Here is a 15,939-nt window from a genome sequence, read left to right as displayed (position 1 = left end):
TGACCTCTTATAAACCTTGAAGTTTGAGACGATTTGCATGTTGGCGATAAAGCGTGACTGGATCGGTTTCAAAAAGATGATGAATACCGAGTAGGCCGTTAATTTCATCCAAATGGTTCATTTGATAATCATCACGTATGACTTTGCCCAAATGTGTGCTGCACGCACCAACTAAGCCATCATTCGGCCCATCAAAGGCTAAGCCAAGTACCATCATGGCAGCATCGGTCGGATCGAAAACGTTTGTAAAAGTGGATGATCCGGTCCATGAGTAGTAATAAACGCCATTTGAAGCCAGCAAGTCGCCATTACCACATTCGCTAGTAGGCACTCCCTCTGGGTAGTGCTGGTTAAACGCCAATGATCCTTCCGTGGTCAAGGCTGCTAATGAGGCCAAAGGGTCTTGGTCGAGATCAGAACCGCCTGATAGAAGATTAATAAGAGTGGTTAAGCCTTGCGCCAGTTTTACCGCGAGCTGCTCGCTGCCAGAACCCTCAGATACGGTGCCACGAACTAAATCTGCCACGTTAGACCCTTTATTAACGCCACCGATACTCGTAACTGATGCGACTAGGTCAGGACGGACAGAGGCAACATAGCGCGTTGTTGGACCACCATGACTGTGACCAATGAGATTGACTTTCTCTGCGCCTGTTGCAGCTAGTAAGGTTTCTACTTGAGCAAGCAGTTGCTCCCCTCTAACTTCGCTGCTGTTGGTCGCGGATACCTGCGCGACATAAACTTTAGCGCCGTCTTTCGTTAAGGAATGTGGTATTCCGAAAAAGTAATCTACGCCTGCGAGGGTATCAAAACCAAATAATCCATGAACCAGAACAATTGGATACTTGGTTTGGGTATAACCCGTTGCGGCGTGTACGGTGGTTATTGGGACGGTAATTAAGGTAAAAAGTATTAGCGCTATGAATTTGAGTTTCAAAACTATCTCCTTGTGGTATGACCTCTTATGAATGATAAAAAGTAGGAGAGAAACTCTAAATTTGGAAAGCCTATTTGTGGCACATTATTTCATTCTGTGACTGCTCAATTGAAAAACAACACAAATGATTAACATTAACGAATAGGTGGTGGGAATGTTAGGTAATTCTAATTAAGTCAGCGAGTTATAAAAACGCCCCGCGAAGCAGGGCGATTCAATTACTATTTTAGAGAGACTTCTTTTTCTAAAATTAACGCGTTATAGCGTGCAAAACCAGCCTCTAGATCGGCGAGCAAGTCATCCACGTCTTCTAAGCCAATATGAATTCGAACTAAAGTGCCCTCAAAGTGTGGGTGCGCTACGGTTCTCAAGCTGTTAAAGCTCTTTGGTTCGTTAGCTAGAATGAGGCTTTCATACCCGCCCCAAGAATAACCCATACTGAAGTGTTTCATACCATCAAGCAGAGCCGTCGTCGCTTTTGGATAAGACGTTTTGAGAACAAATGAAAATAAGCCGTTTCCGCCAGTGAAATCGCGTTTGAAAAACTCATGCCCAGGGCATGATTCCAAAGCTGGATGGCGGACATGATCAACTTCCGGACGAGAAGTCAGCCACTTGGCGACTTTCAAGCTACTTTCTGCGTGTTGTCTTAGGCGAACATCCAGCGTGCGAATACCACGAAGGCCTAGGTATGCGTCGTCAGGAGAAACGCATTGGCCCATCAAGTAGCTTTGTTCACGCAGTTGGGGCCAGTATTTTTCGGAAGCTACCGCTGTACCTAACATTACATCAGAGTGACCAACTATGTATTTGGTGGCGGCTTGAATGGAAATATCGACACCATGTTCAAATGGTGAGAAGTTCACGCCAGCTCCCCATGTGTTATCAAGCATCACAATAATATCGTGCTCGTGAGCAATGCGCGCCAATGTTGGTACGTCCTGCACCTCCATTGTGACTGACCCCGGAGATTCTAGGAAAAGGACTTTGGTATTTGGTTGAATCAAATCACGAATACCTTCTCCAATCATTGGATCATAATAGGTAGTTTCGATGCCCATTTTCTTCATGATGGTATTACAAAAATCACGAGTTGGTTCGTAACAAGTGTCCACCATCAGAATGTGATCGCCAGTTTCGACGAAAGAGAGAATCGCATTTGAAATTGCTGCCGTGCCACAAGGGTAGAGAGCACAACCTGATCCACCTTCAATCTCAACCATTGCATCTTGAAAAGCGAAGTGCGTGTTGGTGCCACGGCGACCATAAAATAATGTTTTATTGGTGCGGTTCATGGTGGCTTGGTTCTTCTCTGCAACCGTGTTGAATACCACGGTTGAAGCGCGTTGAACGGGTGGGTTTACAACACCGTTTGTCCACTTTTTATCGCGGCCAGCGGTAATGAGCTTGGTTTTTTTGCCCTCTGACATAAAAGTTCCCTGTCTTAAATATTACGATTTTGATTATTTAAAACATGGACGACATAACGTTTGCAAGGGAAAAGTCAACTATCACCCAATAATAGCCGAGATTATCGAGTGAAGGCGTCAAAGCTGAAAGGTTGAGTTGTAGGCTTAGAGTGTATCGCTAAGGTGAAAAACGTAAGTAGAACAAACCTCCGGCAAGATGTTTGAAGCGCTGGAGGTTTTTTTAGTCGGTGTATTTGAGGTATTAGAGGAGTGGATTGAAGAGATAGAATACTCGCTCTAAGAATCGAGAAAATAGACTTCTTTTCTCCCATTCTTCCAATACAACAGTGTGAGATTGCTTAATATAGCTATCTTGTAACCAAGACATTTGCTTCGTGAACTCTTCGTCGTCAACGGCGAGGGTAACTTCGAAGTTCAGCCACAAGCTGCGCATATCCATGTTTACGGTGCCAACTAAACAGAATTGGTCGTCAATTACGACGGATTTCGTATGCAGCAAACCACCGTAAAACTCATAGATTTTGACTCCTGCACACAAAAGCTCACTATAAAAGGCGCGTGACGCCCATTGCACCATCATTGAGTCATTTTTATGTGGAATAATGAGTTCAACATCAATGCCTCGTTGTGCTGTCATCTTTAACGTTTCAAGTAAGTCTGCATTGGGCACGAAATATGGCGTTGTAATTCGTACCGAGCGATTGGCTTGGTTGATTGCCAATGTTAATACTTGATAGATCAGATATTCCGGCATACCAGGGCCAGAAGGCACAACCTGAATAGGGTGTTGGAATTCACTCTCATCGATCTTGCATTCAGGTAGTCTCGGTAAATGACGTTCGCCAGTTTCGACTTCCCAATCCCAACAGTGGATAGCACTCAATACGTTTACCGTTGGTCCCGTAATGCGAACCATGATGTCCACCCAATGCCCGACGCCACTGTTTTGTTTGAAGTAAGCCGGGTCAACCAAGTTCATTGAACCTGTATAAGCAATTTCATCATCAATTACGATGATCTTGCGATGTTGGCGAAGATCAAGACGACGTAAGAAAATACGCCACATCTTCACTTCTAGCGCTTGAATAACTTCAATTCCAGCATCCTGCATCATTCGATACCAAGGACTTCTGAAAAAACGTGGACTACCTGCTGAATCGAGCAATAGTTTGACATCTACGCCGCGTTTAGCCGCTTGGATAAGTGCAGAAGCGACAGAGTCAGCCAAACCACCTGGATGCCAAATGTAGAATACCATTCGAATACTGCTCTGCGCGTTTTCGATGTCTTCAATAATGGAATGCAAAATCTCATTAGGTGACTGTTGCAGCGACAATGTATTACCGCTCAATGCGGGAAGACCAAGGCGGTTGTTACAAAGTTCATCAATTCGGTAGATGTGCCTTCCCATCGTTTCTGGGTTGTGCGCGTTACAGTCGTTCAACTGACTGAACCACTTCTCGAATGGTGTAAACATCTCTTTTGCGCGTTCGGCCCGTTTTCTGCCTAAGTTCAGTTCACCGAAGAGGAAATAACACGCGACACCCAGAACGGGAAGGATATAAATGATCATTAGCCAAGCTAAAGACACGCTCACTGCACGGCGCTTTAAAACGACACGAATGGTCACACCTGCGACCAGTAACCAATATAGCCCGATGCCAGCTAAAGTAAGAAAGTGATAAAACTTGTCCATATACGCTCAGAGTAATATGCCCTTCTAGGATATTAAGCATAAAAGTGGGTTGGGGGAATAGATTTCCCATTTAGACGTGGGATTGACCTTATATGAGGAACGAATTTCATAACAGCTGATTCTGTTATTTTAATGTGAAAAATAAGGTCATTCTTTAACTTTTGAACAAAAAAGCAGCATTTAACCTGCGTAACTCGACACTTGTGCGATAAATGTACTTTTTTGGGGTTCCAATTTTAAAGGGGAGCTGCTTTACTTTCTAGACATAGTGCGTCGAACGCTTATTTTATAAGTGTACAATAATTTTTACATAAACTTTTTAGACGCCTATCTCTATGCATACACAACAAACTAATTTTGGAGAAAAAGCGTGGCTACAACTAATACAGCAGCACCACGTGATACGTGGGGGTCTAAACTAGGCTTCGTAATGGCAGCAGCGGGTTCCGCTGTCGGTTTAGGCAATATATGGAAATTCCCTTACACAGCGGGTGAGAGTGGCGGCGGTGCATTCGTTGCTATCTACCTTATCTTTGTTATTTTTATCGGCTTTAGCGTGATGCTGACAGAGTTCGCTATTGGTCGTAAGACAGGTCTTTCTGCCGTAGGTGCATTCAAAACAACTGACCGACGCTGGACGTTCACTGGCGTTATGGGAGTCTTCAGTGGTCTTTTGATCATGGGCTTCTACCCAGTGGTTGGTGGTTGGGCATTGGCCTACATCTTTAAAGTGGGCGGTGGTCTACTCAGCGCGCCAGAAGCAATTGGCGACAGCTTTGGTGGTTTCATCTCAGATCCGATTCAACCTTTAATGTGGATGGGTGTTTACCTGTTCCTTAACGTCATGATTGTGATGAAAGGGATTTCGGGTGGTATTGAGAAAGCCGGTAAGGTTCTGATGCCGCTTCTGTTCTTAATCCTAATCGTTGTTTCTGTTAAAGGCTTGATGCTGCCAGGTGCAATGGCTGGCCTTGAGTTCTTATTCATGCCGGACTTTTCTAAAGTCGATAGCAATGTGGTTCTTGCTGCACTAGGGCAGGCGTTCTTCTCACTTAGCTTAGGTATGGGCTGTATGATGACGTACGGTTCTTACCTGAAGAAGAAAGAGAACCTAGTTCAAACAACCGGTATGGTTACTGCGATGGATACAGGTGTAGCGATTCTTGCTGGTGTTGCTATGTTCCCAGCTATGTTTGCCTTCGGCATGGAACCTGCGGCAGGCCCAGGTCTTGTATTCGTTGTCGTTCCTCAACTATTTGCTGAAATGGGCGGTGTGATTGGGTTGCTATTCGCGTTGCTATTTTTCATCGGCTTGACGGTGGCGGCATTAACTTCTTCTGTATCATTACTGGAAGTTGTCGTGTCTTACCTAATCGACGAGAAAGGCATGAAGCGCTCTAACGCTGTTCTGTCTGCAAGTGCTGTCATGGCGGCACTATGTATCTTTGCGTCACTATCGTTAGGTGGAATGGGGCCAACGCTGTTCGGTACCGGTGCCTTTGATATCTTCGACTTGCTAACGGACAAAATCTTCCTAGCGGTTGGTGGTATGTTGGTTTGTATCTTTGCAGGATGGCGCCTAAGCCGTGCTGAGCTAGAAAAAGAGATCACTAATGACGGCGAAGTATCCTTCCCGCTATTTGGATTGTGGTACAACCTAGTTAAATACCTGATTCCTGTTGCGATTGCTATTGTTGCCTTCATGGGGATTAAGTCGGGCTTTGACAGTGGCAAAGGTGAAATCATGCTGCTGGGTATCGCAATCATTGGTCTTGCTGGTATTTTCTCTAGAAAGCTCTAGCTCAGGCCTTGGGGCAAGCCTCGATAGCTTTGTCCGATAACTTATGTATACTGCTGGCTCCAAACGTGGAGCCAGTTTTTTTATGTTCGATATTCTACATACCCATCCCGATTTTCTGATCATCAATAAGCATCCCAACGTCTCTGTTCATAAAGACGATGGCGACACAATGCTGCTGCAAGAAGTGGCTAAGCAGAGTGGTGATGAGCAGCTCTATCTTATCCATCGCTTGGATAAAATGACATCGGGTATTCTGCTCCTCGGACGCAACGCCAAAGCGGCCAGTGCGTTATCGCAAGCCTTTGCTGACCGCCAAGTGGAAAAGTTCTATCTGGCGATTGGCTCTAAAAAGCCGAAAAAGAAACAAGGTTTGGTCGTTGGTGATATGGAGCGTTCGCGCCGTTCATCATGGAAGCTGGTCAACAGCAAAAATAACCCAGCCGTTACCCAGTTTTTCTCTCTTGCGGCAGAGCCAGGAGAGCGCCTATTTTTATGTAAGCCACACACTGGTAAAACGCATCAAATCCGCGTGGCATTAAAATCGGTTGGCTCAGGTATTGTTGGTGACCCGATTTACAATGCAGGCAATGAGGCTGATCGCGGTTATCTGCATGCATTTTCACTTTGCTTCCAATACCGAGATGAGCAATATCGCTTTGTTTGCGACCCACGAGAACACAAAATGCTTGGTAAAAAATGGCACAGTGAGACCGTCTCTCAGGGTTTGGATACTTGGCTTTCCCCTTGGGAACTGAACTGGCCTACGATCAAATAACCGTCACAAAGAAAACTAATAAGAGAACTCGATGCAAGCATCACAACTTCCGCTGTTTTTTCAGCATCTAGAAACCGAGCTCGCGCAAGCTCCGAATGAAATTCGTCGACTGTTTCATGGTCGTGGCCGTAGTTTTGAGGGCCTAGAGCAAATTACCTGTGATTGGTTACAAGGTCAGTTGGTCATCAACTTGTTTAAAGAAGTTGATGACGTGTTTCTCGCTGAGCTGAAAAGCGGCCTCAATGCGGTGGCACAATCACAACAGTGGGCAAATAAGCAAGGTCGCACTATGGTTCTTCAGCACCGTTATGCCGATGGTGCGCCTTCAGAAGTGCTTGTCGGTGAATTAGACGCTCGCCCTGTCGTTGAAGAAAGCGGTTTGAAATACCAATTGGATATTGGCCGCAACCAAAACTTCGGTCTGTTTTTGGACATGCGCTACGGTCGTGATTGGGTTCGCGAACATGCGAAGCATAAAAACGTGCTCAACTTGTTTGCTTACACGTGTGGCTTTTCTGTCGCTGCCATTGCGGGTGGCGCAGATAAAGTGGTTAACGTCGACATGGCAAAAGCGTCGCTGTCTAAAGGTCGTGAGAACCACAAGCTAAATGGTCATAACATCAACCAGGTAAGCTTTATGGGGCACGATATCTTTAAATCGTGGGGTAAGATTAAAAAATCTGGTCAGTATGATTTGATTATCATCGATCCGCCGTCATTCCAGAAAGGCAGCTTTGCGCTGACTAAAGATTACAAAAAGATTCTACGTCGGTTGCCAGATTTGTTGGCAGAAGGCGGTCAAGTGATGGCATGTGTGAACTCGCCATCTGTGACAAGCGACTTCTTGATTGAAAGCATGAAAGAAGAAGCGCCACAACTGACGTTCCGCGAGCGTCTGGATAACCCGCCAGAGTTTATGGACGTAGACAGCGAAGCAGCATTGAAAGTGTTGTTATTTAGCTAAAAGACTTTTGTTGCAACAGAAGTAACATCAAAAAAAGCGCCGCGAAACAACTAGACAGACGTATCGCGGCGCTTTTTTGTATTTGGAAAACTAACCAATCTGCACTTCAAGATCCGCTTCGATGGTTGATGAGCAGGCGAGCACATAGCCTTGTTCAATTTCTTCTGGCGTTAATGTTTCTAGGCTGGTGGAAGAGACGTTGCCTTGACGAACCTTGCATTTGCACGAGCCACAAATGCCGCTACGACAAGCGACGATTAATGGTAAACCTGCGCCTTCAAGCACATCGGCCAGTACCTGACCTTTTTGCGCATCGATGGTTTGAGCAAAGTCAGGAACAGAAACACGAACAACTTCATCGGAGACCGATGTTTCTGCGCCAGTCGCAGGCGTAAAACTCTCTTGGTAGAAGTTCGTCATGTCAAAACCAAGGTCATTCAAATAGCCGTGAACATCTTGCATGAACTGGCTTGGACCACACAGGTAAACGGTGCGCTGTTTGAAATCAGGAACAAGCTCTTTAAGCCAGTCGGCATTCAAACGACCTTGTGGGTGTGACGTTCCTTCGCGGTTTTTTAGCAACAGCTTTAAATGGAAGTTTGGATACACAGCGTCGAACGTTTCTAGCTGATCGTAGTAAATCGTCTCTTCGGGGCTGCGCGCGATATGAAGAAATGCGATGTCCACATCGTTGTCGTTTTCATCTTGATTACTCAGCCAGTGTTTTGCCATCGAATATACGGGCGTGACACCGCAACCTGCACTGATAAGCAAGGCTTTTGTTTCGCCATCACGTAACACGGGTGGATGGTCGATGCAGTTAAATTCACCTGCTGGTGGTAATGCTTGAACGGTATCACCGAGCAGCAGCGAGTCAACGATGTAGTTCGATACTTTACCGCCAGATACTCGTTTGATGGTGAGTTGAAGGTGATTGTCTTCATTGATCGAGCTGATTGAATAGGCACGAAACTCCATTTTTCCATCAATTTCGACGCCCAAGTTAATAAACTGGCCAGGCTTAAACTGAAACAGAAGTGACTCTGTTAGCTCAGCCAACTTAATGCTGACGGTGTCGTGTGTTTCGAAGTATTTGTCGATGCAACGGAGTGTGACGGGTTGGTTACCTTGCCATTCAAAAAACATAACAATCTCTTTGGTTGTGGCTATTTTTAGTTCGAAATAGATAGCGCCTCCACGTAAGGAGGCGCGTAACAAGCAAGTTTATTAAGCTGCTAGGATGGCTTTTAGATCATCCTGAACATTGCCAATACTGCGCATATCGAACTTCTCTTGGATGATCGCGATTAGGTTTGGCGTTAGGAATGCCGGTGCAGTAGGGCCTGTGTAAATGCCTTTCACGCCCAATGCAAATAGCGTTAGCAAGATAACGATCGCTTTTTGCTCGAACCAAGAAAGTACAAGCGTGAGTGGCAGTTCATTGATGTCACAGTCAAACTCTTGCGCCAGTGCAAGTGCAAGCTGGATTGCAGAGTAAGCATCGTTACATTGGCCCACATCCAATAGGCGAGGGATACCGTTGATATCGCCGAACGTATTCTTGTTGAAGCGGAACTTACCACACGCCAACGTCAGGATTAGCGTATCTTCTGGCGCTTCAGCCGTAAAATCGGTGTAGTAGCTGCGTTCCGCTTTATCACCATCACAACCGCCGACTAGGAAGAAGTGTTTGATGTTGCCTTGCTTCACTTGGTCGATAACCGCAGGGGCGGCGTTCATCAGTGCATTGCGACCAAAACCAACCGTGATGTGGTGTTCGATTTCATCGTGTTGGAAACCGTCTTGCGCTAGAGCACATTCAATCACTTGGCTAAAATCATCGCCTTCGATGTGAGCCACACCAGGCCAGCCAACAATACTACGGGTGAATAGACGGTCTGCGTATTGACCCACATTTGGATTCAACAAGCAGTTCGACGTCATTACGATTGCGCCAGGGAAGTTTGCGAACTCTTTCTGTTGGTTTTGCCATGCGCTGCCGTAGTTACCGACAAGATGAGAGTATTTCTTCAGCTCAGGGTAGCCGTGTGCAGGCAGCATTTCACCGTTGGTGTAAACGTTAATGCCTTTGCCTTCGGTCTGTTGCAGGATTTTTTCTAGGTCATGCAAATCATGGCCAGAAACAAGAATACATTTACCTTTTACTGGCTTGACGTTCACCGTGGTTGGTTCTGGATGGCCGAAGGTCGTTGTTTCACCTTGGTCGAGCATTTCCATCACTTTGTAGTTCATCAGACCAATGCGCATTGAGCAATCAAGTAGTTCGCCGAGATCTTCAGGATCTGTGCCCAACCACGCCATGATTTCATGGTATTCGGCATAGATATCGTTGTTGGTTTGCTCAAGAACACGTGCGTGCTCCATGTACGCGGCTGCACCTTTAAGGCCGTATAGGCAAAGTAGGCGTAGGCCAATAACATCTTCATGTACTTGGTCTTTACCACGGTTAACCGCGACTTGCGGAGCAAAAGCTAAGATTGCTTCTGCGCTGTTTGGTAGCTCAAAGTGAGCAACCGCAGGAATGTCAGCGACTTCGGTATCGGCAAGCGTTGCTGCCGACATCACTTGCTCTTTTAGCAATGCTTTGTACGTTGCTGCTTGAGAAGTCAGCTCTAGGACACGTTCAGGGTCGAAGTTTACGTTCGTCAATGTAGAGAAAAATGCTTTTGGTGCCCATTGGTTGATTTCATCGTTAATGATGTTGAATTCAAGTGCTTTTGATGCCCAAAAAGAAACCCCTTGCAGTGTGTAAACCAACACGTCTTGTAGGTCTGATACTTCAGAAGTTTTGCCACACATGCCTTGTGCAAAAGAACAACCTTTAACAGCAGGGGTTTGAATTGTCTGTTCACATTGAATACAGAACATATTGGGTTCTCCAGTGATTGTTTTAATAGTCGTGATGTTGACCACTAGAGAGCAGAATGTGTGCCAATTATTATCTTGTTGATTTATATTGTATTTTGTCAGTTTCAGAAGAGTGGTTGATGTAATTAAGACAACGCAGTTGATGTCTTAATTACAACGGCTTCTTGTGGTTGGTTATTTATTGATCCCAAGTTTTTTACCCATCCGATATAAGTTCCCGCGATCCATTTGCAAAAACTCCGCTGCTTTTGCCCAAACACCACCAGTTTGGCTCAAAGCATGTTCAATTAAATCACGCTGATAGCTTTCTATCAGCTCTCGCATTGGCTGGCTTTCTTTAGGCAGATAATGCGATGTGTTTTTTACATCATCGAGAGCCAGTGAGGTGTCGAAATGGTTAAGCATGATCGTGCTCGCACCTTGTTGAATGGCGTGTAAAGCCGCGCGAGTTAAAGTGTGTTCGAGCTCGCGTACGTTTCCGTACCAAGGTAAAGACTCCAGTTTAGTCAACACTTTAGGGTGAACGTGCAGATTGGGCGCATTAAATTGTTGGCGTACCTTTTCTAACAGATATCCGGCTAAAACGGGAATATCACCGTCACGGGCACGAAGTGGGGGAACTTGGATTGGGAATACGTTTAAACGGTGGAAAAGGTCTGCTCGAAATGCGCCAGCTTCGACCTCTTTTTCCAGCTGTCGATTGGTCGCGGCAATGATGCGCACATTGACCATCAAATGCTGATCGCTACCTACACGTTGCAGCTCGCCTTGCTGAATCACACGTAGCAATTTTGCCTGTAAAATCAAAGGCAGTTCGCCCACTTCATCAAGGAAAATCGTCCCGCCGTCTGCCAGTTCAAACTTACCGGCGCGGTGGCTATTGGCTCCAGTGAATGCGCCTTTGACATGGCCAAACAGTTCACTCTCAGCCAGACCTTCAGGCAGGGCCGCGCAGTTTACGTAGATCATCGGCTTATCGCTACGATGAGATTGCGCGTGCACCGAGTGCGCGACCAGTTCTTTACCAGTACCGGTCTCTCCTGTGATAAGTACCGCGTAATCCGATTGAGCAACGGTCGCAATGTTGTTTCGTAACTGGTTGATCTGCGGGCTCAAGCCCACCATTTCGCCATGTTGGGAACGGGCTTGTTGGATAAGGGTTTGAGTGACGCTTTTCTGCTTTTGGTTTTGTGCTTTGAGCGCTTTTAATTGAGCAATGTTACGCAATGTCGCAGCGGTCAAAGCCGCCAAGGTTTCGATAGCGACAGGGTCAATGTCATCAAACGCGCCCACCGTTAGAGCATCCATAGTTAGTGCGCCAACAAGTTGTCCTTCCACATACAAGCTAAAGCCCATGCAATCGTGAACATCAATGCACTGGTCTTCGGTTAATAGTGTGCCGTCAAAAGGATCAGGCAGTGAACAATCGGCATCGAAACGCACCGGTTCACGGCTATGAATAATGGCATCTAAGCGTGGATGCGCTTTGGGGAAATAGCGACGACCTAAGACCGAGCTGGATAAGCCTTTTACCGCGACAGGAGTCAGAAACCCATCCTCATCGAAGATAAACAGGCAGCTCGCATCACATGGGAATACTTGCGCGACCCCATCAATGAGGTTTTGATATTGCTGCTCGTGAGAGCGATTAGAGCTGAGGTTTAGCGCGATATTAAGGAGTACGTGGTCAACAGTCGGTGTCATAACAAGCCCAAAGTTATCTGGAATGGGCTCATGCTAGCAATTTGATGTCATTTGAACATCGAAAGGTGTGGGAGATTGATGTTCCATTGACGACGATCAAACTTGATACAAATAGAATCGCGCAAGCCGATGAGTAAGCAACGTACGCTTGCGCGGATTAAGCTCTTTGAACCAAAACAGCAGACCAATGGAAAGGAGTAACCGAGTTCAAATTAGCGAGGAACAACCCTTGCTTCATTACCAGACATGTTAATTTGAACCGCTTGGCCTGGCTGAAAAATCATGTTTGGGTTTGCTTCTTGAACGACAGATATTATTTTTCCATCTTCTAAGCGAATGGTCAGATTCACACCGTTTCGTTTCGCGGTTGCTTCAGCGGCTTTACTGCCGGCATAACCACCCAGCAGACCACCACCAATAGCTGCGATATCCGAGCCAGAGCCGCCCCCGACTTTTGAGCCTAATATACCACCCACGGCGGCACCAGCGATTGTGCCAATGGCGTTGGATTGGGTAGAGGCATCAATGGTTACTGGTTCAACTTTTTCAATCGTTCCGTAGTAAACCTGCTGAACTTTGCGCGTGTCTGAAGAGCCGTATGCATCTCCGTACGGGTTAGGTGAGGTACAGCCGCTAAGCATAACAATACAAGACATGATGAGCAGCATACCTAGCTTGACGTATTTTTTCATATAGCCTCCGAATGATTTCTCTCCATCCAAAGAGTATATACCCCAATTTAATATATGCTTTAGTGTTATATAAAACAGGTGCTTAGCGGCTGTTCTATCAAGGCAACGTGAACTTCTAAGTGGTTTAATGGCCTTTAAGCGTATGAAACCCAGAGTAAATACGTGTGAATGTGGTAAACCAACATGCTGCACCAAAGATATAAGCAATGACGGCAAAGTGTTGCGGTAACAAACAAAACAGAACCAAACAACCAATGGTTTCAGTACCTTCGGTTAAACCGCTCATGTAGTAGAGAGATTTGTGTTTATACACTGGATTATCGATGCCTTGTTTGCCTGCCATGATGGCAAAAGCCAAAAAGCTACTCCCAGTGCCGACGAAGGAAAAAATCAAAAATGCCCCTGCAATGGCATTTTGTTCTGGATTGGCCAACACAAAACCAAAAGGAATCAAGGAATAGAACAGAAAATCTAAGCTGATATCGAGAAAGCCTCCGGCATCGGTAATGCCTTGAATCCTCGCCAGTGCGCCGTCTAATCCATCACAGATTCTGTTCAGCAAAATAAACAGCAACGCCAACAAGTACTGTTCGGCGATCAAAGCCGGTAGGGCAAAGCAGCCAAGCACAAAACCAAATACTGTCGTCTGATTTGCGGTGATGCCACATTTATCGAGGTATGTCGCACTGATGGCCAGCGGTTTGCGGATGAGCTTTATACTCAGGCTATCAAGCATGGTTTGTCTCCCATGGCCAGTTTAGGCAGCGGCTGCCATTGGGAATATCGTCTTCATCGTGCGTTACCATCAAAGTAGGGATGTTCGCTTGCTGCAATTGCTCGACCACCCAATTGCGAAATTGTACGCGCAGATCTTTATCTAACTTGCTGTAGGGCTCATCGAGTAGCGCAACTTTCGGCTTTGCCAACAGCATACGAGTCAAAGCAATACGGGCTCGTTGTCCTCCGGAGATTTGATCTGGGAAGGATTCGGCAAGTTTGGTCAATGCAATGTTCTTCAGTGCTTGCATGGCGTGTGCTTTACGCTCCTCACCTTTGATTGAGTTTGGTAGCGCGAATGCAAGATTCTCCCATACCGTTAAGTGAGGGAAGAGCAAATCTTCTTGGAACAGAATACCAACCTGCCGCTTATGTGCAGGGAGGGCATCCAACTTTTCGTTATCAAGCGTAATGGAGCCAGAGTAGTTGAACTCGGCGGAGAGGTGTCCAGCAATGGCATCCAACAAAGTGGATTTACCACAACCGCTTGGTCCCATCAGAGTAACAATTTCACCTTTCTCTACGGTCATGTTGAACGCTGAGAAAAGCGTGTCGCCATTGGTTTTACGGATGGCGAGGTTTTCGAGACAAAGACTCATTCAGTAGTAAACCTTTTATAGACAAGCGGCGATACTTCACGTGTAAGCGGCTTAGTAGTATCGCAAAAGAGAAGAACAAGAACGGCAAGAGTGCTTGCCAAATGGCATAAATCGCGGTGACACGTCGGTCAAAACCACTGGATAGCGCAACGGCTTCGGTGGTGATGGTGCTAATGCGCCCAGCCCCTAGCACCAGTGTCGGTAGGTATTGCGCCAGACTTACGCTAATACCGACCGCCCATGCGAATGTAATTGCAGGTAGGAGGATTGGCAGTTTCACTTTTAACCAAGCTTGCATCGGTGATTTACCCAAGCTGAGTGCGACGCGAGTTAAGCCGTTGTCGAAGCTGCGCCACGGGCCGTCTAGCGAGAGGTAAATAAATGGGAATGCGAAGAACACATGCGCCCAGCATACCCAAAAGAAATACGCGTTACTGTTAAAATACAGTGTCACTACTTGCATACCGAATAGCACCGATAGCTGAGGAATCAGCATTGGGATGGCGATAATGTAACCGGGCACCTGCCAGCGATAACGAAGGCGATACTCGTGTGCGATCAAGGCAAGGACTAGAGCGACGGTCGCGCTTATAACAGCAATCAGCATGCTCTGTTCCAGCGTGCCAAGAATGCTGTGCCATTCGTATTCCCAAAAACGCAGGCTATAGCGGCTCGGTAGTAAATCTGGAAAGCGCCAGCGTTGAGCAAAGCTCCATACCACCATGAGTGGAATCATTAGAAGTGCGAGTAGCGCAATCAGTGAAAACAGGGTCTTACCGGGTAAACGAAACCCGTTTCGACCAGAGTACTGCCAGCGTTTGAAGCCTTTGGTAATACACCATTCCATTAAGCGTGCAAATCCAATCAAAAGGCTAGCGATCGCAAACAACACTACCGCGCCTGCGGCAGCTCTTGGTAGTAGCGATAAATCAGGGTCGTTAAACCACTGCCACACTAAAACCGCAAACGTTGGTGGGTTGGTAGGGCCAATAATCAATGCAACATCGACAACCGACAAGCTGTAAGCCAATACCGCCAGCATTGGAAAGCGCAGTTTTGCTATCCACTGTGGGAACACGCATTTCCACCACGCTTGCGCCGAACTGTAGCCCATCGAATGACTGACTTTTTCAATCTTATCGACTTTCAATTGCTGAAGAATTGGAATACTCATCAACAATAAAAACGGCACTTCTTTAATCGCAAGCATGATGATCAAACCGAGTGCATGCGGATCTTTAATCAGCAATGCTAAGTCATTCACCGTTTGCGCATTGGGATCGTAACCAAACAGTTGGTTGAGAACCCTAACGCCCATACCAGTTGGGGCAAACAAGAACGCAAAGCCAATCGCAAACGCTACGTGCGGCATGGCAAGAAGTGGCGAGAGGCTTACTTCAATTTTTCGCCAAAACTTGCTGCCCCACGATGCTTGCAAAATCGCAAATGTGATCAAGCAAGCCAAGTAGCTACTGAAAATGGCAGAGTAGAAAGTAAGCCCGATGGATGTCCAAACACCCTCCCAATCAAAAACAGCGTTAAAGCCATCTAAAGAAAAGTGGTGCAAGCCGATAGGAGGCACATAACCGAGCGCAGAGACCACCACTCCGAGTAGTCCCGGAATGGTAGGCAAAATACAAACTGCGATAATGACTAAATATAGCGCTCTTAACAT

13 protein-coding genes are annotated in these 15,939 nt (G+C 46.3%); 3 read left to right on the top strand and 10 right to left on the bottom strand.

Annotated elements, in window-relative coordinates:
* Positions 1 to 7: 7 nt before the first annotated feature.
* From ACWYVB_RS01915 to cls, 3 genes are all read right to left on the bottom strand, one after another.
* Complete coding sequence (locus ACWYVB_RS01915; RefSeq protein WP_457527750.1) at positions 8 to 937, bottom strand: esterase/lipase family protein; 930 nt, start codon at positions 935 to 937, stop codon at positions 8 to 10.
* Between the two features lie 221 nt (positions 938 to 1,158).
* Positions 1,159 to 2,367 (bottom strand): cystathionine beta-lyase, encoded by a 1,209-nt coding sequence (locus tag ACWYVB_RS01910; protein ID WP_253643723.1) that lies wholly within the window; start codon positions 2,365 to 2,367, stop codon positions 1,159 to 1,161.
* Positions 2,368 to 2,608: 241 nt separating this feature from the next.
* Positions 2,609 to 4,063, bottom strand: a complete 1,455-nt coding sequence (gene cls / locus ACWYVB_RS01905; RefSeq protein ID WP_005393277.1) for a cardiolipin synthase — start codon at positions 4,061 to 4,063, stop codon at positions 2,609 to 2,611.
* Between the two features lie 430 nt (positions 4,064 to 4,493).
* Here cls and ACWYVB_RS01900 point away from each other — a divergent pair, with 430 nt between their 5' ends.
* The 3 genes from ACWYVB_RS01900 (at position 4,494) to ACWYVB_RS01890 (ending at position 7,603) form a co-directional block, all read left to right on the top strand.
* Positions 4,494 to 5,864, top strand: a complete 1,371-nt coding sequence (locus tag ACWYVB_RS01900) for a sodium-dependent transporter (protein ID WP_043884644.1) — start codon at positions 4,494 to 4,496, stop codon at positions 5,862 to 5,864.
* A gap of 82 nt (positions 5,865 to 5,946) precedes the next feature.
* Positions 5,947 to 6,639, top strand: a complete 693-nt coding sequence (locus ACWYVB_RS01895; RefSeq protein WP_104974250.1) for a TIGR01621 family pseudouridine synthase — start codon at positions 5,947 to 5,949, stop codon at positions 6,637 to 6,639.
* Positions 6,640 to 6,670: 31 nt separating this feature from the next.
* Positions 6,671 to 7,603, top strand: a complete 933-nt coding sequence (locus tag ACWYVB_RS01890; RefSeq protein WP_457527747.1) for a class I SAM-dependent methyltransferase — start codon at positions 6,671 to 6,673, stop codon at positions 7,601 to 7,603.
* Between the two features lie 90 nt (positions 7,604 to 7,693).
* Here ACWYVB_RS01890 and ACWYVB_RS01885 read toward each other — a convergent pair whose 3' ends face one another.
* The 7 genes from ACWYVB_RS01885 to ACWYVB_RS01855 all read right to left on the bottom strand — a co-directional run bounded on the left by ACWYVB_RS01885 (position 7,694) and on the right by ACWYVB_RS01855 (position 15,939).
* On the bottom strand, positions 7,694 to 8,749 hold the full coding sequence (locus tag ACWYVB_RS01885; protein ID WP_012841941.1) for a hybrid-cluster NAD(P)-dependent oxidoreductase: 1,056 nt from the start codon (positions 8,747 to 8,749) through the stop codon (positions 7,694 to 7,696).
* 81 nt (positions 8,750 to 8,830) lie between these two features.
* Positions 8,831 to 10,492: a hydroxylamine reductase gene (hcp, locus tag ACWYVB_RS01880; protein ID WP_012841940.1), complete on the bottom strand. Its 1,662-nt coding sequence runs from the start codon at positions 10,490 to 10,492 to the stop codon at positions 8,831 to 8,833.
* A 174-nt stretch (positions 10,493 to 10,666) separates the two neighbouring features.
* Positions 10,667 to 12,196, bottom strand: coding sequence for a nitric oxide reductase transcriptional regulator NorR (gene norR / locus ACWYVB_RS01875; RefSeq protein ID WP_301615137.1), 1,530 nt, complete (start codon positions 12,194 to 12,196; stop codon positions 10,667 to 10,669).
* Between the two features lie 212 nt (positions 12,197 to 12,408).
* Positions 12,409 to 12,888: an outer membrane lipoprotein gene (locus ACWYVB_RS01870; protein WP_005393265.1), complete on the bottom strand. Its 480-nt coding sequence runs from the start codon at positions 12,886 to 12,888 to the stop codon at positions 12,409 to 12,411.
* A 124-nt stretch (positions 12,889 to 13,012) separates the two neighbouring features.
* Complete coding sequence (locus tag ACWYVB_RS01865; protein WP_053807232.1) at positions 13,013 to 13,624, bottom strand: CDP-alcohol phosphatidyltransferase family protein; 612 nt, start codon at positions 13,622 to 13,624, stop codon at positions 13,013 to 13,015.
* Positions 13,617 to 14,264: an ATP-binding cassette domain-containing protein gene (locus ACWYVB_RS01860; protein WP_005393263.1), complete on the bottom strand. Its 648-nt coding sequence runs from the start codon at positions 14,262 to 14,264 to the stop codon at positions 13,617 to 13,619. Before ACWYVB_RS01860 ends, ACWYVB_RS01865 begins: the two co-directional genes overlap by 8 nt.
* Positions 14,230 to 15,939, bottom strand: coding sequence for an ABC transporter permease (locus tag ACWYVB_RS01855; protein ID WP_457527744.1), 1,710 nt, complete (start codon positions 15,937 to 15,939; stop codon positions 14,230 to 14,232). Before ACWYVB_RS01855 ends, ACWYVB_RS01860 begins: the two co-directional genes overlap by 35 nt.

The sequence above is a fragment of the Vibrio sp. JZG10 genome, from assembly GCF_054064075.1.
The sequence above is the reverse complement of the archived record's forward strand: the minus strand, read 5'-3'. Positions and strand labels throughout refer to the sequence as shown.

What these genes read in the sequence shown, in the direction of transcription:
- ACWYVB_RS01910 (WP_253643723.1), bottom strand. Translation starts at nt 2,367, where the DNA reads ATGTCAGAGGGCAAAAAAACCAAGCTCATTACCGCTGGCCGCGATAAA.
- cls (WP_005393277.1), bottom strand. Translation starts at nt 4,063, where the DNA reads ATGGACAAGTTTTATCACTTTCTTACTTTAGCTGGCATCGGGCTATAT.
- ACWYVB_RS01900 (WP_043884644.1), top strand. Translation starts at nt 4,494, where the DNA reads ATGGCAGCAGCGGGTTCCGCTGTCGGTTTAGGCAATATATGGAAATTC.
- ACWYVB_RS01895 (WP_104974250.1), top strand. Translation starts at nt 5,947, where the DNA reads ATGTTCGATATTCTACATACCCATCCCGATTTTCTGATCATCAATAAG.
- ACWYVB_RS01890 (WP_457527747.1), top strand. Translation starts at nt 6,671, where the DNA reads ATGCAAGCATCACAACTTCCGCTGTTTTTTCAGCATCTAGAAACCGAG.
- ACWYVB_RS01885 (WP_012841941.1), bottom strand. Translation starts at nt 8,749, where the DNA reads ATGTTTTTTGAATGGCAAGGTAACCAACCCGTCACACTCCGTTGCATC.
- hcp (WP_012841940.1), bottom strand. Translation starts at nt 10,492, where the DNA reads ATGTTCTGTATTCAATGTGAACAGACAATTCAAACCCCTGCTGTTAAA.
- norR (WP_301615137.1), bottom strand. Translation starts at nt 12,196, where the DNA reads ATGACACCGACTGTTGACCACGTACTCCTTAATATCGCGCTAAACCTC.
- ACWYVB_RS01870 (WP_005393265.1), bottom strand. Translation starts at nt 12,888, where the DNA reads ATGAAAAAATACGTCAAGCTAGGTATGCTGCTCATCATGTCTTGTATT.
- ACWYVB_RS01865 (WP_053807232.1), bottom strand. Translation starts at nt 13,624, where the DNA reads ATGCTTGATAGCCTGAGTATAAAGCTCATCCGCAAACCGCTGGCCATC.
- ACWYVB_RS01860 (WP_005393263.1), bottom strand. Translation starts at nt 14,264, where the DNA reads ATGAGTCTTTGTCTCGAAAACCTCGCCATCCGTAAAACCAATGGCGAC.
- ACWYVB_RS01855 (WP_457527744.1), bottom strand. Translation starts at nt 15,939, where the DNA reads ATGTTAAGAGCGCTATATTTAGTCATTATCGCAGTTTGTATTTTGCCT.